The following is an 18,899-nucleotide window of genomic DNA, read 5'->3' on the forward strand; positions in this document are numbered from 1 at the left end:
CGATGCCGCATTTATAGGCGGAAGCCGAAAAAACGCTTCTTTTTTAAAACTCTAGGGCGACAAAAAATCTTCTCGGGGAGGCCTGCATAGTTCTTGCATTGCATTTGTCGTTGTATTCATATGGCAAAAAAGGGGACATCGAAGTTGGCATTTGACGAAATGATAAATGCGGACAACACGCCGCGAAGCCCATATGAAAACTATAACGAATGGTACAGCCGGCAGGACAGGGCACACCTGATCCAGAAATCAAAAGACGCGGAAAACATCTTCAGAAAAACCGGCATTACTTTCGCAGTCTATGGCCACGCCGATAGTTCAGAAAAACTGATACCCTTCGATATTATCCCGCGCATCATCTCCGGCCGTGAGTGGCGCAAACTGGCCCAGGGCATCGAACAGCGTGTTCTCGCCCTCAATGCTTTCCTCGACGATATCTACCACAAACAGGAAATCATCCGCGCCGGGCGCATCCCCCGTGAGATCATCGAAAAGAACGAAGCCTTCCTGCCGGAAATGATCGGCTTCACGCCGCCTGGCGGGGTCTACACCCATATCGTCGGCACGGATATCGTCCGCACCGGCGAAGACCAGTTCTATGTTCTGGAAGACAATGCCCGCACGCCTTCCGGTGTCAGCTACATGCTGGAAAACCGCGAAACGATGATGCAGATGTTCCCGGAACTTTTCCATGAAAACCGCGTGCGACGGGTGGAGGATTACCCCTATCTGCTGCGCCAGTCGCTTGCCTCGCTCGCCCCTCCGGGCTGCACCGGCAAGCCGCGCGTCGCGGTGCTGACCCCCGGCATCTATAATTCCGCCTATTACGAGCACTCGTTCCTCGCCGACATGATGGGTGTGGAACTGGTGGAAGGTTCCGACCTTCGCGTCATGGACGGCAAGGTGAAGATGCGCACGACGCGCGGTTATGAGGCCATCGACGTTCTCTACCGCCGCGTCGACGACGACTTCCTCGACCCGCTGACTTTTCGGCCGGATTCGGCGCTTGGCGTTCCCGGCATCATGGATGTCTATCGCGCCGGCAACATCACCATCGCCAACGCCCCCGGCACCGGCATTTCCGACGACAAGGCGATCTATTCCTACATGCCCGAGATCGTCGAATTTTATACCGGCCGCAAGCCGCTCCTGGAAAACGTGCCGACCTGGCGCTGTTCCGAGCCGGACAGCCTGAAATACGTTCTCGACAACCTTGCCGATCTCGTCGTCAAGGAGGTCCACGGTTCAGGCGGTTACGGCATGCTGGTCGGCCCCACCGCATCGAAAAAGGAACGGGCGCTGTTTGCCGAAAAGCTGAGAGCACGCCCCTCCAACTATATTGCACAGCCGACGCTGTCGCTCTCCACCGTGCCGATCATGGTCAAGAACGGCATCGCGCCGCGCCATGTCGATCTGCGTCCTTATGTCCTTGTTTCGGACAAGGTGCAGATCATTCCCGGCGGCCTGACCCGCGTTGCGCTCAAGCAGGGCTCGCTGGTGGTCAATTCCAGCCAGGGCGGCGGCACCAAGGATACGTGGGTACTGGAGGATTAAGCCATGCTGGGCAGAACGGCAAACGGGCTCTACTGGATGTTCCGGTATATCGAGCGCGCTGAAAACATCGCCCGGCTCATCGATGCGGGCCTGCGCGTTTCACTGACGCGCTCAGGCAGCGGCGACGAGGATTGGGACGGCGTGCTGCAAAGCGCGGGCGTGCATGAGGAATTCCTCGAAACACGCGAAAAGGTGACGGCGGCAAATGCTATCGATTATCTTCTTCGCGAGAAATCGAACCCATCCAGCGTCATGTCCTGCATCGAAGCGGGGCGCAACAATGCCCGCATGGTGCGCACGGCGTTGACGCGCGAGACATGGGAAGCCACCAACGAATTCTGGATCGAACTGAAGAACATCCTCGGCCGCAAGCTCAACCATGCGGAACTGCCGCAGACCATCGACGTGATCAAACACCGTGCCGGTCTGGTGCGCGGCGCCTTCCACGGTTCAATGCTGCGCAACGATCTCTACAATTTCTCCCGTATCGGCACCTTCATCGAACGCGCCGACAATACGGCGCGCATTCTCGACGTCAAATATTACGTGCTGCTGCCAGCTGTGGCGCATGTCGGCTCATCGCTCGACAATGCGCAATGGGAATCCATTCTGCGCTCGGTTTCGGCCCACCGTTCCTATGGCTGGGTCTATGATGCGGAATACAAACCGGCCAACATCGCCGACTTCCTTATTCTCAATGGACGCATGCCGCGTTCGCTTGCCTATTGTTACGAGAAGATCGCCAGCAACCTCAATTACATCGCCGAGGACTACAGCGAGCGGCACAAGGCACACGATACGGCGGAAAGCATCCGCGACAGCCTGCGCGCGACCACCATCGCCCGGGTCATGGACGAGGGCCTGCACGAGTTTCTGGAAAGATTCGTCCATCGCAACGGGCAACTGGGACAGGAAATAACGGAAGGCTACCGCTTCTATCAATGAGCGCGTAGACGGGGACAGCTTATGCGTCTGAAAATCACCCATACGACGGAATATGTCTATGACGAGCCGATGCCCTATGCCTTGCAGCGGTTGCGCCTGACACCGCAGACCGGCCCGAGCCAGACGGTGGAGGACTGGGATGTCTCGGTCGATGGCGCCACCGTCGAAGTGACCTATGACGACCATTTCGGCAATCGCGTCGCGCTGGTGGAAACGGAAGGCCCACAGCAGCGGGTCAAAGTGGTGGCGAGCGGCACGGTGAACACGCAGGACAAGGCCGGCGTGTTCGGTCACCACATCGGCAACGCACCGCTCTGGCTCTTCCTGCGCGAAACGCCACGCACCAAACCCGGAAAGCTGGTACGCGAACTGGTGAAGGTGAGCGTCGGCGAGAGCGAGCTTGCCCGCCTCCACAATCTCATGGAAAACATTCACGGCAAGGTGGAGTATGTGCCCGGCTCCACCGACATCGAAACCACGGCCGAAGCGGCACTGGAGGCTGGCAGGGGCGTCTGTCAGGACCACGCCCATATTCTCATTTCCGCTGCCCGGCAGATGGGCCTGCCTGCCCGTTATGTATCCGGTTATCTGATGATGGAGGCGGTGGAGGAACAAACCGCTACCCACGCCTGGGCCGAGGTGCATCTGCAGGGCCTTGGATGGGTCGGCTTCGACGCCGCCAACAATATCTGCCCCGATGACCGTTATGTCCGCATCGCATCCGGTCTCTGCTATCGCGATTGCGCGCCTATATCTGGCATGCGCATCGGCCCGGCCGGTGAGACGCTGAGCGTTTCAGTTACCGTGCAGCAATCGCAGAGCCAGAGCCAGTCCCAGAGCTGAGATCATGGCCGCCAGAGACGACGATACGATCGGTTTCTATACTGACAACGCAACCGCCTATACCACCCGCGGGCAGGCAGCAGACCGCCCGCATCTCAAGACATTTCTGTCGCAGTTGGAAAAAGGCGCGACCATCCTCGAACTTGGATGCGGCGGCGGGCAGGACAGCGAATATATGCTGGCAGCCGGTTTCGACGTGCATCCCACCGATGGAACGCCCGATATAGCGAAGGCTGCGGAAGCCCGACTCGGCATTCCTGTCAGGACATTGCTGTTCGAAGATATCGATGAGGTCGGACGCTATCACGGCATCTGGGCCAATGCCTGCCTGCTGCACGTGCCCCGCCCTGCCCTGCCGGGCATCATCGGCCGCATCCACACCGCGCTGAAACAGGGCGGCGTCTTTTATGCGAGCTTCAAGGCCGGAGAGGCTGAAGGACGCGATACGTTCGGCCGCTATTACAATTATCCGTCCAGGTCATGGCTGGAGGAGCTTTACGGGCAATATGACTGGACGGGCGTAGAGATCGAAGCCCGGCAGGGAAGCGGTTACGACAAGCTGCCGACAGACTGGCTGCATGTCATGGCCAAAAAGCACTGACCAACCGCGACAGGTTGACGGTTGCAAAAAGGCGCAGCACCCGTTTTAATCGCCGTTCTCAATTGAAAGCATGATCCGGTTTATCCTTTTGGGACAAAACCGGCCGGGAGACGGCATTGTACAGCATTTCCGACTATCGCGACTGCCAGTCGCATGGACCCATCATAGCAGAAAGGGTCTGGACGGCGTGGTGGCAAGATAGCGGCCTCAAGGTGGGCGATGTCCTCGAGCACCTGAAAGAGATGACAAATCCTCACGCCCTCCCCACCGGTTTCGTCGCCCATGATGGCGACGCCTATGTCGGCTCCGCTTTTCTCATTCATTGCGATCTCGAGGAGCGCCCGCACTATCTTCCCTGGGTCGCGGCCCTGTGGGTGGAAGAAGACCGCCGACGCTCTGGCGTGGCGCGCGCGTTGATGCAGGCCGCAACAAAAAAGGCCGCCGAACTCGGTCACGAGACGTGCTACCTCTGCTGCGAGGCAAGTCTTGAGGACTATTACCTCAACTGCGGCTGGACCATCCTCGAACGGGGCGTCGGCAAGCACGATCTTACGGTGCTGACCTACAAGACATGACGCCGCCCGCCGCCTACCCATCATTCCTGACCACATCTCGACCATAGGAGGCACCATGCAACCGCCAACAGCCATCATGGAAACCGCGATCTATGTGAATGGTCTCGAAGCCGCCGAGGCTTTTTACCGCGATGTGTTCGGGCTGGAGATCATCCGCAAGGTGCCCGGAAGCTTCGTCTTTTTCAGATGCGGGCAGCAGGTACTGCTGGTTTTCGACCCCGAGAAGTCGCGCAAGGCCGATCCCGATAATCCCATCCCTCGCCATGGCACGGCAGGTGAAGGCCACTTCTGCTTTTTCGCAAGGGACAAATCGGAGGTAGACGGCTGGAAAGCGCACTTCGAAACGCTCGGGATTCCTATCGAGCACTATCACCGCTGGCCGAATGATAGCTATTCCGTCTATATCCGCGACCCCTCCGGGAACTCGGTGGAAGTGGGAGAAGGCAAGCTCTGGGGTATTTGAACAGGGCTGACCGCAAAGAAACAGGACGCCACCGTGAAGAACATCTATGTCGTAACTCATCCTCAGTCGGTCCACCATATCGAGAACCGGGTCGGCGGCTGGTATGATACCGGACTGACGCCGCACGGCAGGACCGATGCCAGGGCGGCGGCTGCCAGACTGGCGACGCTGGTCGGTGGTGAGCCTGTGGAAATCTTCAGCTCCGACCTGCTTCGCGCCTCGCAGACCGCAGAAATCATCGCGGAACGCTTCGGGCAGCCAATGGAGATCATGAGTGACCTCAGAGAAATGAGCTACGGTGAGGCCGAAGGCATGTCGCAGCAATGGCTTGATGAGCGTCAAATCCCGGCACCGCACCATAATCGCCTTGACCATCGTGGCGGTATTGCCGATGGCGAGACGAGACGCGAATTTGCTGAAAGGGTGTATCGAGCCGTAAACATGATCATCGCGCGGCACTGCGCCACGCAGATAATCGTGACCCATGGCTTCGCCCTGACCTTCGTCATCGCGGCATGGATCAAGATGCCGATCGACAGCGCCGGTTATGTCAGCTTTCCGGCGCGCTCCGGCAGCATAACGCATTTGAAGGAAGACGATTACTGGCAGAACCGCGCCGTCGTTTCACTGGCGGATGTTTCGCATCTGACTAACGGTGATGGCTGACAAGAGCCCGCTTGAAAATCGTCCTCGCAAAGGGACGATTGGACACAAAACCTAAACTCTAGCGTCATCCTCGGGCTTGACCCGAGGATGACGTAGAGAGGTGGGAATACTCCGAGACCACACCTCAACCCTTTACGTGCTACTTTCGCAGATCAAATCTGCCGAACCACGATCTCTTCTTCCGCATCGACCGCCAGCGGGTTCTTCAGCGGCAGGCCGAAACCGGCGGCTTCGATTTCGAAGACGTCGCCCGCTTCCGGCTTGATACCTTCGGCGAAGGAAAGCGTTGCCGTGCCGAACATGTGCACATGCACATCGCCAGGCGCACGGAACAGGCCGTATTTGAAGTGGTGATATTCGAGGTTCGCGAAGGTATGGGACATGTTGTCTTCACCCGATACGAACGGCTTTTCGAAAATGACCTTATCGCCGCGGCGGATGCGCGAGGTGCCGCGAATATCGGACGGCGGCGCGCCGACGCGGATTTCCGGGCCGAAGCTTGCTGGACGGAGCTTGGAATGGGCGAGGTACAGATAGTTGATCCGCTCGGTAACGTGATCGGAAAACTCGTTCGAGACGGCGAAGCCAATACGCACGGCTTCGCCCTTGTCGGAAATCACGTAGATGCCGGCCATCTCAGGCTCTTCGCCGCCATCCAGCGCAAACGAAGGCGAGGTGAGCGCCGCACCGGGCGCTGCCGCCACATGGCCGTTGCCCTTGTAGAACCACTCGGGCTGAACGCCCTTTTCACCGGCCTTCGGCTTGCCGTTTTCCAGACCCATGCGGAACATCTTCATGGAGTCCGTCAGGCTTTCCTCGGCGGCTTCCGTGGTTTTCTTGTGCATGCTGTCGCGGGTCGCGGCCGAACCGAGATGGGTAAGGCCGGTGCCGGTCAGATGCAGATGAGCCGGATCGGGATGGGTGATCGGCGGCAGGAAGCGACCTTCGGCATAAGCCTTTTCAAGATCGACGGCATCGCCCAGACCATGCGCGGAAATGACATCTGCAAGGTTCTTGCCGCCATTGGCGGCTTCCATGGCAAGCGCATAAACGGACTCTGCGCCCTTGACTGCGCGTGCCTCTCCGCCTTCTTCGCGAACCGCTACGGTGATGTTGCCGCTGGCATCTTTAATCTGTGAAATGAGCACGGGATTTCCTTCCTCCGGCGCAGTGCGCCTTTATCTCTTCTACGCGGCGCCTTGCGCCTGCATCTTATGAAAGTGGCCGGAAACCGGCCACTTTTTGGACTGCGATAGGGGTGAGCCGATCAGCCCTTGTTCTTGTTGTAGACGTCGAAGAACACGGCGGCGAGCAGCACGAGGCCCTTGACCATCTGCTGGAAGTCGATGCCGAGACCGACGATAGACATGCCGTTGTTCATGACACCCATGATGAAGGCGCCAATGACCGCACCGGTGATCTTGCCAACGCCGCCGGATGCCGAAGCACCGCCGATGAAGCAGGCCGCGATAACGTCAAGCTCGAAGCCCACGCCGGCCTTCGGCGTTGCCGAGTTGAGGCGGGTCGCGATGATCATGCCGGCGAGACCAGCCAGAACGCCCATATTGACGAAGGTCAGGAAGCTCAGGCGTTCGGTGTTGATACCCGAAAGCTTGGTCGCCTTTTCATTGCCGCCCATGGCGTAAATGCGACGGCCGATCGTCGTGCGACGCGTCACGAAGCTGTAGAGCGCAACGAGAGCAAGCATCACGATCAGCACGTTCGGCAGGCCGCGATAGGTGGAAAGCTGGTAACCAAGAAACAGGATCGCGGCCGAAATCAGCAGGTTCTGGGCGATGAAGAAACCGAAAGGCTCGACATCGATGCCATGCTTCACATTCACGACACGGCGACGCCATGCGAGATAGAACAGCACGACGGTAATCAGCACCGTCAGGATCATCGAGGTGGTGTTGAGACCTTCAATGCCGCCGATATCGGGCAGGAAGCCGGTGCTGATGATCTGGAAATCGGTCGGGAACGGACCGATGTTCTTGCCGCCGAGCACGAAGAGCGTCAGGCCGCGGAACACCAGCATGCCCGCCAGCGTCACGATAAAGGACGGAATGCGGTGATAGGCGATCCAGTAACCCTGGGCCGCACCGATGATGCCGCCGATGACGAGACAAATCAGTGCCGCCAGAAAGGGGTTCATGCCCCATTGCACGGTCAGTATGGCCGCGATCGCGCCGACGAAGGCGACGATGGAACCGACCGAAAGGTCGATATGCCCGGCCACGATGACAAGCAGCATGCCCAGCGCCATGATGACGATGAACGAGTTCTGCAGGATGAGGTTGGTCAGGTTCACGGGGCGGAACAGGATGCCGCCGGTATAGAACTGGAAGAAAACCATGATGGCGACGAGCGCGATCAGCATGCCATATTCGCGGATATTGGAGCGAATATAGGATGTGACCGAGACGACGTTACTTTCTTCGTTTGTTGTGTTTGCCGAACTCATGAGTTCTTCTCCCCTGAGCGCATGATAGCGCGCATGATGCTTTCCTGGCTCGCCTCTCCCTTCGGCAATTCAGCGACGATGCGGCCTTCGTTCATGACGTAGATGCGGTCGCAATTGCCGAGCAGTTCGGGCATTTCCGATGAGATCATCAGAACGCCTTTACCATCGGCAGCGAGCTGGTTGATGATGGTGTAGATTTCATATTTCGCGCCGACATCGATACCGCGGGTCGGTTCATCGAGGATCAGCAAGTCGGGATTGGAGAACAACCACTTGGAGAGCACAACCTTCTGCTGGTTGCCGCCCGAAAGGTTGACCGTTTCCTGAAAGATGCCCGACGAGCGGATGCGCAGGCGCGTGCGGAAATCGCTCGCCACCTTCATTTCCTTGATGTCGTCGATGATGCTGGCATTCGAGACGCCGGCAAGATTGGCGAGTGTGGTGTTGTGCAGGATGTTGTCGTTTAGCACGAGACCGAGATGTTTGCGGTCCTCCGTGACATAGGCAAGACCGGCATCGATTGCCTTGCGCACGGTGCTGACGTCAACTGGCTTGCCGTTGATCAGCACTTCACCGGTGATCTTGTGGCCATAGGACTTGCCGAACACGCTCATCGCAAATTCGGTGCGCCCTGCCCCCATCAGGCCAGCAATACCGACGACTTCGCCCTTGCGCACGGTGACGTTGATATCATGCAGAACCTGGCGGTCGCGGTGCTGCTGGTGATAGGCGTTCCAGTTCTTCACTTCGAGAATGGTTTCGCCGATCGGCACGTCGCGCGGCGGATAACGATCTTCGAGATCGCGGCCCACCATGTTGCGGATGATGACGTCCTCGCTGATTTCTTCCTTGTGACAGTCGAGCGTCTTCACGGTCATGCCGTCGCGCAGCACGGTGATCTGGTCGGCCACCTTGCGCACTTCATTCAGCTTGTGGGTGATGATGATCGAGGTCATGCCCTGCTTGCGGAATTCCATCAGCAGGTTCAACAGCGCCTCGGAATCGCTTTCGTTCAGCGAAGCGGTCGGCTCATCAAGGATAAGCAGCTTCACGCTTTTCGACAGCGCCTTGGCGATTTCGACCAGCTGCTGCTTGCCGACGCCAATATCGGTGATCAGCGTCTCCGGTGATTCCTTCAGGCCCACTTTCTTCAGAAGTTCGCGGGTACGGTTGAAGGTCTCCTGCCAGCTGATCACGCCGTTCGAGGCGACCTCGTTGCCAAGGAAGATGTTTTCCGCAATCGACAGGAGCGGCACGAGCGCCAGTTCCTGGTGAATGATGATGATACCAATATCTTCACTGTCGTTGATGGCGCGAAAGTTTCGCACTGCGCCTTCATAGTGGATTTCGCCCTCATAGGTGCCGGCGGGGTAAACACCGGAAAGGACCTTCATCAAGGTCGACTTTCCCGCGCCGTTCTCACCGACGAGTGCGTGGATCTCACCTTCCTTAACCTTGAGGTTGACGTTCTCAAGCGCTTTCACGCCCGGAAACGTCTTGGTGATGTTCCGCATTTCGAGAATGGTATTGGCCATATCGCAATCCAGCGCCCGATTAATTCCGGCGTTTTTATTTTTATGGAAAAACGGGGATGACGCCAAGCCATCCCCGCATGTGTATCAGGCTTATTTCAGCTGGTCTTCCTTGTAGTAACCGCCATCGACGAGAACCTGCTTGTAGTTCTCCTTGGTTACTGCAACCGGCTTCAGCAGGTAGGACGGAACAACCTTGACGCCATTTTCATAGGTCTTGGTGTCGTTCACTTCAGGCTCCTTGCCCTGCATAACGGCATTCACCATGTTCACGGTAACCTTCGCGAGTTCGCGGGTGTCCTTGAAGATGGTGGAATACTGTTCGCCGGCAATGATCGACTTCACGGACGGGATTTCAGCGTCCTGACCGGAAACGACCGGCAGCGGCTGATCCTTCGTGCCATAACCAACGCCCTTCAGCGAGGAGATGATGCCGATGGAAAGACCGTCATAAGGCGACAGAACGGCGTCAACCTTGGCGTCGGTGTAGTAGGCCGAGAGAAGGTTGTCCATGCGGGCCTGGGCCGTTGCCGGATCCCAGCGCAGCGTGCCGACCTTGTCCATGCCGGTCTGGCCGGACTTCACGACGAGCTTGCCGCTGTCGATGTAAGGCTGGAGAACAGACATAGCGCCGTCGTAGAAGAAGAAGGCGTTGTTATCATCAGGGGAGCCGCCGAAGAGTTCGATGTTGAACGGACCCTTGCCATCCTTCAGACCGAGCTTGTCGACGATCGAAGTCGCCTGCAGCACGCCAACCTGGAAGTTGTCGAAGGTGGCGTAGTAGCTGACGTCGCCGCTGTTGCGGATCAGGCGGTCATAAGCGATGACCTTGATGCCCTGCTCGCCGGCCTGCTTCAGCACGTCCGACAGCGTGGTGCCGTCGATCGAGGCGATCACGAGGACCTTGACGCCCTTGGTGACCATGTTTTCGATCTGGGAAAGCTGGTTCGGAATATCGTCGTCGGCATACTGCAGGTCGGTCGTGTAACCAGCTTCCTGAAGCTGCTTGACGATGTTGTTGCCGTCATCGATCCAGCGCGCGGAAGACTTGGTCGGCATGGCGATGCCAACAGCGCCCTTGTCCTGTGCGAAAGCCGGCACTGCGAAAGACGCAGCACCGATGGCACAAGCTGCCATCAGCGAAATAATGGACTTCATTAACTCTCTCCCTTGAGCCCTTCTCTGGACCCGCATGCTGCGGTGCACCAGGAAATTCATGCCGTCAGAGGAAGAAGCCGCGCCCTGCTCGCTCCCTTTTCGCAATTGCGAAATGGAACAGCTGCCGCTCCTCCCCGGCATTCCGCAAATTGTTCTGAATCCATATAACTGTCAAATAGAATAAATCAGTTTCCATATATCAATTATGATATATTAAATCGATACAAAAACCGATGAGGGGTATAAAATCGCGAATGAGCAACCAGAAAGTGTATGAGCAGGCGCAAACAACGGATGCCCTTTTTGTCTTTGAAGACAACCCGTTGCTGCGGGCCGGATTGAAGATGAGCCACCTGCGCATGCTGGTCATGATCGAGGAGCACGGGCAGGTCAGCGCGGCTGCCGCCGCCATGAACATGACGCAGCCGGCGGCCTCGCGCATGCTCTCGGAAATGGAAGCGATCGTCAAATCGCCGCTCTGTCAGAGAGCATCGCGCGGTGTGGTTCTGACGAAGTTCGGCGAGGCGCTGGCGCGACGGGCGCGCACCATATTGCTGGAGCTGCGTGAGGCGAGTCGCGAACTCAATCAGATGAAGTCCGGCAGCGGCGGATCCGTTTTCATCGGCGCGGTGACCGCGCCCGCCATAAGCCTCGTGGTTCCCGCCATAAGACGGGCCATGGACACCTATCCCGGCATTGAAATCAATGTTCAGGTGGAGAGCAGCAACGTGCTGGCGCGGGAATTGCTGGCTGCGCGCCACGATTTCATCATCGGCCGCATACCGGATGACTTTGATCCAGGCCTGTTCTCCATCCACGAAATCGGCATTGAGCGCGCCTGTCTGGTGGTGCGCGAAGGCCACCCGCTTCTGGGCGGCGATCCCGTCACCCTGCAGGATCTTTCCGGTTACGACTGGGTGTTCCAGCCCCCTGGCGCGCTTTTGCGGCGCACCATGGAGGATGTCTTCCTTACCCACGGCGTCGCCATGCCGCGCAACGTCATCAACACGCCATCCGTGGTTCTCACGCTTGCGCTTGTCTGCAACACCGATGCCATTGCGCCGATTGCGCAGGACATGGCCGAATTCGTGGCCGGCCAGCGGGCCGATATCGGCCGGACCCGCATATTGCCGACGGATTTCGAACTGGTCGTCAAGCCCTACAGCATCATCACCACCAAGGGGCGCGTCCTGCCGCCCAGCGCCCGTCTGCTTTACGATCTGGTGCTGGATGAAAGCCGCAAGCTGACTGCCCAGTGACGGCGGCAAGCCAGACGCCACCTTCATCCACTACAAGGGCCGGAAATCGTGACCGGCGAAGGAACAGCCGTATGCTCTTCGGACAATCCGTTTTCCAGTCTGTCGTCGAAAGACTGAAGCAGGAGAAAGAAGACGAAGGCGCAGAGCCGCCGCCGCCCGCGGATCACCGCATTGCCGGCTTCAGCTCAGGCTTCGTTGTCGATACGCATATCGAAGCGCCGCCGGCTGCGAACGGCAATCTCGACGCTTATCTCGCCTTCCTGGAAGACGCCGCGCCACCGGCGGAACCCCAGCCGGAACCGGAGAGCGAACCGGAACCGATGCCGGCCCACCTCGAAAAGACCTCACTTGCCGATGTTTCGGCGGAACTGGCGATCCAGGAGACCGACACTGCGGCAACGCTCGCGGAAAAGCGCCGCGCCTTCGCCCGCCTCAATCATCCCGACCGGGTGAAACCGCAGTTCCGGCACAATGCGACACTGCGCATGACGGCAGCCAATCTCCTGATCGACCAGGCGTTCCGCATGCTTCGGATGCGAGAGCATTTCCGGTAAGAGGCGGGCAGCTCAAGACAGGCGATGAACGGAAAATGGCGACGCGTCAGCCGGCATCGTCCTTATCGGTGGGTGGATTTTCGGCGGCGGGCGCAACCGCCCCGTCCCCACCCTTTTCGCCGTCGCTTGCGGGTTTGAATTTTACCAACAGTTCATAGGCCGCATAGACGCCTATGCCGCCCACGACGGTTCCCCAGAAGAACTCGCGATTGACGAATTCGATGACAGCCCATGCCACACAGAAACCGACGATGAGCAACCGCACCCACAGGGGACGATAAAGCGGATGACTCGTATCGATATTCAGCATGGTGTTTCCGTCTCTGGCTTTTCCGGTCAGTCGCTCGCTGCCGCGCGGGCACCGCATGGCACGGGGATTCCATGCGTCTTGACCGTTTCGCAGACAAATTGCAACGCAAATCGGACCGAGGGATATCAGGCTGCCGTGATGGAGATTACCTGATAACCGGGGGTAACGTGCGACCACGGATGAAATCCGCCGCCCCTTCCGCCCAGCATTGCCGATCTGAGCATGGGGAAACACCGGCGCCGGACGTCAGTCGCGCAGGCGGCCGAGCAGCGCCAGCAATTGGTCGCGGGCCTTCTTGCCGCCGATACGGTCGATGAGCTTTTCCTCGCGGTCGCGCCAGACATCGGAAAGGCGCTCGAGAAGACGGCTACCCTCGGCCGTCATGTCGAGGAAATGAACGCGCCTGTCCTCTTCCGACCTGCGGCGGACGAGCAGACCTTTCTCTTCCATGCTGTCGACGATGGCAACGAAATTAGCCCGCTGGATGCCGAGCGCCTCGGCAACATCGCTTTGTTTAAGACCCGGATTTCCGCCGACGATGACGAGAACGGAAAAATCGGCCGGCCGCAATCCCTGCTCCGCCAGCACATCGGAAAAACCGTTTGCCACGGCAAGTTGCGAGTGCCGCAAATGATAGCTGATCGCAGTCGTCAGCAAACCGTAATCGATCGCCGTAAGATGCGTCGTTTGCGCGCTGCCGCTTTCGACCTTTTCCGTCCGCGGCCCGTTGCTATGTGCCAATCGCAAAGCCATCCGATCCCCCGCCTGATTCGTCCTTTACCCTGCCGAAATCATAACTGACAAAGTCACGAAACTGTATCCTAAATAAATGTAGATGATACTAATATTGTATAAGAATTTGACAGTTAATGGTCGGAAACCCAATGCTGCCCGCCATCTGGCGACAAAATCTGCGCCGAAAGCATGACTATTTACCCGCCAATTTTGAGGGGCCGGAACAGCGGGGCCACCCTTCTCTGGCAGGCATACGGGCACTCCGGTCCACGACGGATGAACATGCTGAAACTGCATGCGGGACCCGTGACAAGCTACTACTTATAAGTGAAATCGATTTCCGCGAGACCTGGGACGCCAAACGACGCAGCCCCGCGCGCAAAGACGCCAAAAACCCGCACGCCCCCACTCCCGGCCCTCTTCCCCCTGCGGTCTCGAAAACTGGCAAGGTTTCGCAAATCTTGGATTTTTAGTCATTGATGCGGAAAGAAAGCTGGGGTATGAACCAACCGCTGCACGCGATTCAAGCGTGACCGCTGCACCCGTAGCTCAGCTGGATAGAGTGTTGGATTCCGATTCCAAAGGTCACAGGTTCGAATCCTGTCGGGTGCGCCATTTTACGCAGAACGTATCACCCCGGATTGCCACGCTTCGTTTTTGACGGGAGCCTATGGAAAGCATGTATGGCGTTGCCGCATCCGGGAGGAGGCATGCTTTGACAAGTGCGCGTCGCGGCAGTCTGAGACGGATTCCCCGAAAACGCCGTTAGACTCCGTCCCGATCGATATTACTGAAGCATTGAAGGCGATGGGCGAAGGCTGGCGGCGGCGGATCAGTGGTGGTCTGAGATAAGCTATCCGGCCTTCGACAACCCAGAGGCAAAAAGCCGCCCGGTGGTTAGAACCACCGGGCGCTGGTTTCAGGCGATTGAAGTCGCAGGATCAAAACTCACGCCATTCATCTCTCGATCTGTCGACGGCGGCATTGCCCGCGAAGGCGGCAGCGAGCTTGTGGCCGAGCGCACGCACGGGTGATGCTACCGGTCTTTCGCCGCCGGCGGCGGTGCGCATCTGCGCGGGCTGGCTCTGCGGCTGATAGGCGCTGTCGCCGAGGCGGAATTGCGACAGCAACTGGTTGAGAGAGGCCACCTCCTTGGCCAGGCTGTGGCTTGCGGCATTGGTTTCTTCGACCATCGCCGCGTTTTTCTGGGTGTCCTGATCCATCTGGTTGACCGCGGTGTTGATCTGCTGCAGGCCCGAGGACTGCTCCTGCGCCGCCTCCACGATGGAAACCACGTGGCGGTTGATTTCCTGCACTTCGGATACGATCGTCACCAGCGCCTTGCCGGTGTCACCCACCAGCTGCACGCCCTGCTGCACCTGATCGTTCGAGGTGGTGATCAGCGCCTTGATCTCCTTGGCAGCATGGGCGGAGCGTTGCGCAAGCTCGCGCACCTCCTGGGCCACGACGGCGAAGCCCTTGCCGGCCTCACCGGCGCGGGCGGCCTCCACGCCGGCATTCAGGGCAAGCAGGTTTGTCTGGAAGGCGATCTCATCGATCACCCCGATGATATTGCTGATTTCATTGGCAGAATTCGCGATCTGCTCCATGGCGACCACGGCGCGGCGCACCACTTCGCCAGATTGTTCCGCGCCCGCCTTGGCGCGACTGACGATCAGGCCCGCCTCCTGCGCGCGTTTGGTGGAATCCTGCACGGTCGTGGTTATCTCCTCCAGGGCCGCAGCGGTTTCCTCCACGGCCGCCGCTTGCTGTTCGGTACGTCTCGCCAGATCGTCAGCGGCCGATTTGATTTCGTTTGCCCCCGCGCCAATGCCGTTGGCGTTCTGCGCAACACGGGTCAGGGCTGCCTGCAGCTTTTCCGCCGATGTGTTGAAATCGTTGCGCACGGTATCGAGCGTTGTCGTGAACGGCTCGCGGATGCGGTAGGAGACATCGCCGTCGGAGAGTTTCGAGAGACCGGCAGCGAGGTTGTCGACGGCGAATTTGACGTCGGCCGCTTCCTTCGCCTTCTGCTGCTCACGGTCGATCCGGTCCTGTTCCGACAGGCTGCGGTTCGCTTCGGTTTCCTGCTCGAGACGAATGCGCTCGATGGCATTTTCACGGAAAACCTGAACCGCCTGCGCCATCTGGCCGACTTCGTCTTTGCGTGCCATTCCGTCGATTTCCGCCGTCGTTTCACCGGCGGCCAGCGAGACCATGCGCTCGCGCAGGCGGGCAATCGGCGTGGTGATGCCGCGCGAAGCCACGAAAAGCGCCAGAATAATGCCGGCCGCGAAAGCAACGCCGACAGCCATCAGCGAGGTGAGGATGGTCGAATTGGTCTGATCGGTCAGGTCGTCGCTTCCCTTGACGACACCCTTGGCAAGCCTGTCAAGAAGATTGGCGATGTCGGCGCCCGTAGCGCGCATGGCAACGTCAGCCCTCAGAAGCTCCGCAGCGGATTCCTGGTTGCGGTTGGCCGAACCGAATTCCACGGCCTTGTCCGTGATGGCGATAATGGCCTTGACGTCTCGCAACAGCCTGTCGAGTGCTGCTGTCTCTTCCGGAAAAATGGCTTTGACATCGTCCAGCCGCGTTACCACCTCCGCCCTGTCCCCCGCATATTCCTGCTTCACGATTTTAAAGTCGGGGCTATTGGCGTCATAAACCATGATCTGATACGCACCATAGGCCATGGACTGCAGGTTGCGGTTTGCCCGGGCAAGCTCCACCAGGGCGGCGTTGTCTTCGGCGATAAAATCGGAATAGGCCGTGTCCGCGTGCTTGTAGCGGTCGGACATGAAGCCGGTGGCGCCAAGACCGACGATGCAGATCGGCAGAATGAGGGAAAGAATTTTTGTGCGGATGCTGGCGTTCTGGAGAAAGGACACGGAAACCTCACGTCATGAAAAAAACCGCTCCTTCCCCGTGCCACAGGAGGTGTTCGGCAAGGCTGGCATGGCACGTCGAGGACCCTGGTCATCAGGGCTTCGATAGCCGCATCATCGGCTGGGATTGCCTCTGCATCATGCATACGCCGAAGAAAGTCCGGGCCTGTCCCTGCAATACGCACAGGTCGTCTCCCCCGTGGCATGGCGCCCCTGAAAGGCCAGGCGCCAGGCCGCATCTTGAGGAAAAGCTGAGCAGAGCCGATCAATCGGCTGCTCGTGATTACTTTTATCGCAAAATAATTATGATCAAAAACTTTATAATTTCTTCACGCCGAAAAATTGCAGGTGCCGACAGGGATTCGCGGTGCAGCTGCTGCCCGCGATATCAAATGACGGAACCAGTATGGAGCAGTGATCTTGCATCATTACCCGACGCAGCGCGGCCGGCGGTGGCGGCGCATCTCGAACCGTCAACGGGAATGCAGGACCTGCGGTTGTGCGGCAGGCGGCCCGCCCGGCTTCGCTGCACTGCGCACGGGGCCGCCGGACTGGCCGGGTTCCCGCTCCGCCTCTTCCTCGACGAGGCTGGCATGGGCCTGCAGATGCAGGCCCATCATCGCGACGAGCAGGAAAAACCAGACGAAACCCGCGCTCAGAAGAAACAGGGTTTCCAGAAAGCCGTATAGCAGGACGTAAAGCCAGACGCCGACATAAAGCCGCGTCAACGGACTGTTGCGCGTGGCGCTGTCCATTTTGCCGAGATTATGGAGCGGCAGCAGATAAATCCATATCAGCACCAGAACCAGCCCCGGCACGCCACCTTCCAGCAGCAGGTCGAAATAGCCGCTATGGGAAGCCGGCGCGGTGGTCGCCCAGCTATTGTCCTCGGTGAAGCTCGACATCAGCGTATCGCTGCGCCAGAAGGCCTGGTAGCCATATCCCAGGATCGGGCTTTTGCGGATGTAATCGATGGCGACAGCCCAGATATCGGTTCGGCCCGTAAAGCTGGCGTCGATGCCCATTTTCGTCAGCATCTGTGAAAACACCGGGTCTACCGTGGTGCCCACGGTCACGGCCGCGCAGAACAAAAGAAGCAGGGTCACGACCATATAACGCCACCGGGGCCAGCGAACGATGAACCAGCCGGTTGCCACGATGATCGGCATCAGGCCAAGCACCGTCTTGCCACCTGTCTTGACCAGGAAGAAAACCGACAGCAGCAGCACCGAGAGGCCGCCGATGAAGGACCAGCGCCTGCAAAGATAAATCGACACGATGATCAGCACCGCCATGACCGATGCGGCCTCGTTCTTGTGCTGGAAGACCCCGCGCCAGTTGCCGGCCAGCAGCGGCTCCAGCGCATCGCTTGCCAGGTGAATGGACCGCGAAGGCAGGGCGACGACGCCGAAATAACACAGGAACAATATGATGAGGACGCAGGTGGCGAGCAGCGTCGTGAAATGCCGCTCGGTGCGCGGCAGCTGCAGGAACCCGCCGGCGAGCACGCAGATGATGGCGCACATGACAAGCCGACGTAGCGAAAACGATGGTGCTTCACCGAGAAGCGAGGTCAAGGCAAACCAGCCGAAAATTGCCGCTGTCAGCAGGCGCGGCGCAAGGATGATGGAGAACGAGCGCTCCCTGGCCATGAATGCCACAAAACTGCAGAGCAGGATGACTGCGGTGAGCTGGTTGAGCAGGTTGGACCCGGCCGCCATGGCGGACCCCAGATAGGTGGAGGAGAGCGAGATATAGGGCGAAAAACCGACTGTGAAGTACAGGAACGTCACATAAAACAATGTGTCCCGCCAGTAGCCACGCCCCTGTCCGTCATGCGGTGCATCCATAAGGGGTTTTTCTCTTCCTCTTTCCACCGCCTCGGCATCCCGTCCGACGCTTTATCCGGTTACCCGAATATCCTCCCAAAATCCTATTTTTTAGTTATATATAATGCACGGAAGAATAGTAATTCCGTCATTTCCGACCGCGCTTCCGGAACGAGGTCAAAGGGTTAGAAACGGAGAAGGACTGCCGGGAAAGAAGCTGCGCCCTCAAGAACGGCTCTCAGGCGTTAACTTCGCATCGAAAATTTAATGCGCTGATTTCCTTAATATTTACCACGAAATTCCTGGCCGGAAAGCCCGCCTCTACTTGCACGACAAGAGAACCGTCTTCGCATGCCGGAGGTATACTCACGCAGCCAGCAGATACTCTATTTAGCGTATATTAACAACTCAAGATATATCTTTGGGTTGATTTCGTAAATGCGCATAGGCTGGAGACCCAGGGTGGACGTTCCGAGGCACACCAGGACGGACGATAGCGATAACGGTCAGTTGACGCGATGCC

The 18,899-nt window shown here is 58.5% G+C and carries 17 protein-coding genes and 1 tRNA gene; 10 read left to right on the forward strand and 8 right to left on the reverse strand.

The features are described 5' to 3' along the window. Nucleotides 1-144: 144 nt before the first annotated feature. From ACZ47E_RS09800 to ACZ47E_RS09830, 7 genes are all read left to right on the forward strand, one after another. Nucleotides 145-1,554, forward strand: coding sequence for a circularly permuted type 2 ATP-grasp protein (locus tag ACZ47E_RS09800; protein ID WP_022556767.1), 1,410 nt, complete (start codon nucleotides 145-147; stop codon nucleotides 1,552-1,554). 3 nt (nucleotides 1,555-1,557) lie between these two features. After that, a complete protein-coding gene (locus ACZ47E_RS09805; RefSeq protein ID WP_004443135.1) occupies nucleotides 1,558-2,499 on the forward strand; it encodes an alpha-E domain-containing protein in 942 nt (313 codons plus the stop codon). A 21-nt stretch (nucleotides 2,500-2,520) separates the two neighbouring features. Beyond that, nucleotides 2,521-3,342 carry a transglutaminase family protein gene (locus ACZ47E_RS09810; RefSeq protein ID WP_004443136.1) on the forward strand — a complete coding sequence of 274 codons (822 nt, stop codon included), beginning with the start codon at nucleotides 2,521-2,523 and terminating at the stop codon, nucleotides 3,340-3,342. A 4-nt stretch (nucleotides 3,343-3,346) separates the two neighbouring features. After that, nucleotides 3,347-3,943, forward strand: coding sequence for a class I SAM-dependent methyltransferase (locus tag ACZ47E_RS09815; protein WP_035210646.1), 597 nt, complete (start codon nucleotides 3,347-3,349; stop codon nucleotides 3,941-3,943). Between the two features lie 116 nt (nucleotides 3,944-4,059). Then, the gene (locus ACZ47E_RS09820) at nucleotides 4,060-4,518 is read left to right on the forward strand and encodes a GNAT family N-acetyltransferase (protein WP_107341328.1); all 459 of its coding nucleotides are present in this window, start codon (nucleotides 4,060-4,062) and stop codon (nucleotides 4,516-4,518) included. 55 nt (nucleotides 4,519-4,573) lie between these two features. Further along, a complete protein-coding gene (locus tag ACZ47E_RS09825) occupies nucleotides 4,574-4,981 on the forward strand; it encodes a VOC family protein (protein WP_278066956.1) in 408 nt (135 codons plus the stop codon). 33 nt (nucleotides 4,982-5,014) lie between these two features. Then, on the forward strand, nucleotides 5,015-5,647 hold the full coding sequence (locus ACZ47E_RS09830) for a histidine phosphatase family protein (RefSeq protein ID WP_278066957.1): 633 nt from the start codon (nucleotides 5,015-5,017) through the stop codon (nucleotides 5,645-5,647). Nucleotides 5,648-5,799: 152 nt separating this feature from the next. Here ACZ47E_RS09830 and araD1 read toward each other — a convergent pair whose 3' ends face one another. The 4 genes from araD1 to chvE all read right to left on the reverse strand — a co-directional run bounded on the left by araD1 (nucleotide 5,800) and on the right by chvE (nucleotide 10,801). Further along, complete coding sequence (araD1, locus tag ACZ47E_RS09835) at nucleotides 5,800-6,795, reverse strand: 2-keto-3-deoxy-L-arabinonate dehydratase AraD1 (RefSeq protein WP_112556929.1); 996 nt, start codon at nucleotides 6,793-6,795, stop codon at nucleotides 5,800-5,802. Nucleotides 6,796-6,914: 119 nt separating this feature from the next. After that, nucleotides 6,915-8,111, reverse strand: a complete 1,197-nt coding sequence (gene gguB / locus ACZ47E_RS09840) for a sugar ABC transporter permease GguB (RefSeq protein ID WP_004443145.1) — start codon at nucleotides 8,109-8,111, stop codon at nucleotides 6,915-6,917. Then, complete coding sequence (gguA, locus tag ACZ47E_RS09845; RefSeq protein ID WP_278066958.1) at nucleotides 8,108-9,646, reverse strand: sugar ABC transporter ATP-binding protein GguA; 1,539 nt, start codon at nucleotides 9,644-9,646, stop codon at nucleotides 8,108-8,110. Before gguA ends, gguB begins: the two co-directional genes overlap by 4 nt. A gap of 90 nt (nucleotides 9,647-9,736) precedes the next feature. Then, nucleotides 9,737-10,801: a sugar ABC transporter substrate-binding protein ChvE gene (chvE, locus tag ACZ47E_RS09850; RefSeq protein WP_004443148.1), complete on the reverse strand. Its 1,065-nt coding sequence runs from the start codon at nucleotides 10,799-10,801 to the stop codon at nucleotides 9,737-9,739. A gap of 254 nt (nucleotides 10,802-11,055) precedes the next feature. Here chvE and ACZ47E_RS09855 point away from each other — a divergent pair, with 254 nt between their 5' ends. Together ACZ47E_RS09855 and ACZ47E_RS09860 are read left to right on the forward strand one after the other, a co-directional pair. After that, nucleotides 11,056-12,060, forward strand: coding sequence for a LysR family transcriptional regulator (locus ACZ47E_RS09855; RefSeq protein ID WP_004443150.1), 1,005 nt, complete (start codon nucleotides 11,056-11,058; stop codon nucleotides 12,058-12,060). 71 nt (nucleotides 12,061-12,131) lie between these two features. After that, nucleotides 12,132-12,614 carry a hypothetical protein gene (locus ACZ47E_RS09860; RefSeq protein ID WP_112556927.1) on the forward strand — a complete coding sequence of 161 codons (483 nt, stop codon included), beginning with the start codon at nucleotides 12,132-12,134 and terminating at the stop codon, nucleotides 12,612-12,614. A 46-nt stretch (nucleotides 12,615-12,660) separates the two neighbouring features. On the opposite strand, the gene ACZ47E_RS09865 is transcribed toward ACZ47E_RS09860, so the two are convergent. Both ACZ47E_RS09865 and ACZ47E_RS09870 read right to left on the reverse strand, forming a co-directional pair. Next, the gene (locus tag ACZ47E_RS09865) at nucleotides 12,661-12,924 is read right to left on the reverse strand and encodes a hypothetical protein (RefSeq protein ID WP_112556925.1); all 264 of its coding nucleotides are present in this window, start codon (nucleotides 12,922-12,924) and stop codon (nucleotides 12,661-12,663) included. Nucleotides 12,925-13,170: 246 nt separating this feature from the next. Then, entirely contained in the window at nucleotides 13,171-13,677 is a 507-nt protein-coding gene (locus tag ACZ47E_RS09870) for a MarR family winged helix-turn-helix transcriptional regulator (protein WP_004443154.1), read from the reverse strand. Between the two features lie 520 nt (nucleotides 13,678-14,197). Between ACZ47E_RS09870 and ACZ47E_RS09875 the strand changes: the two genes are divergently transcribed. Then, a tRNA-Arg gene (locus ACZ47E_RS09875) sits at nucleotides 14,198-14,274 on the forward strand. A gap of 326 nt (nucleotides 14,275-14,600) precedes the next feature. Here the strand turns inward: ACZ47E_RS09875 and ACZ47E_RS09880 are convergent. Together ACZ47E_RS09880 and uppW are read right to left on the reverse strand one after the other, a co-directional pair. Then, nucleotides 14,601-16,550 carry a methyl-accepting chemotaxis protein gene (locus ACZ47E_RS09880; protein ID WP_278066959.1) on the reverse strand — a complete coding sequence of 650 codons (1,950 nt, stop codon included), beginning with the start codon at nucleotides 16,548-16,550 and terminating at the stop codon, nucleotides 14,601-14,603. A 470-nt stretch (nucleotides 16,551-17,020) separates the two neighbouring features. Beyond that, nucleotides 17,021-18,397 (reverse strand): Wzy-type polysaccharide biosynthesis protein UppW, encoded by a 1,377-nt coding sequence (gene uppW / locus ACZ47E_RS09885; RefSeq protein ID WP_278066960.1) that lies wholly within the window; start codon nucleotides 18,395-18,397, stop codon nucleotides 17,021-17,023. Nucleotides 18,398-18,899 lie beyond the last annotated feature (502 nt).

Source organism: Agrobacterium sp. 5Ca39 (genome assembly GCF_055382365.1).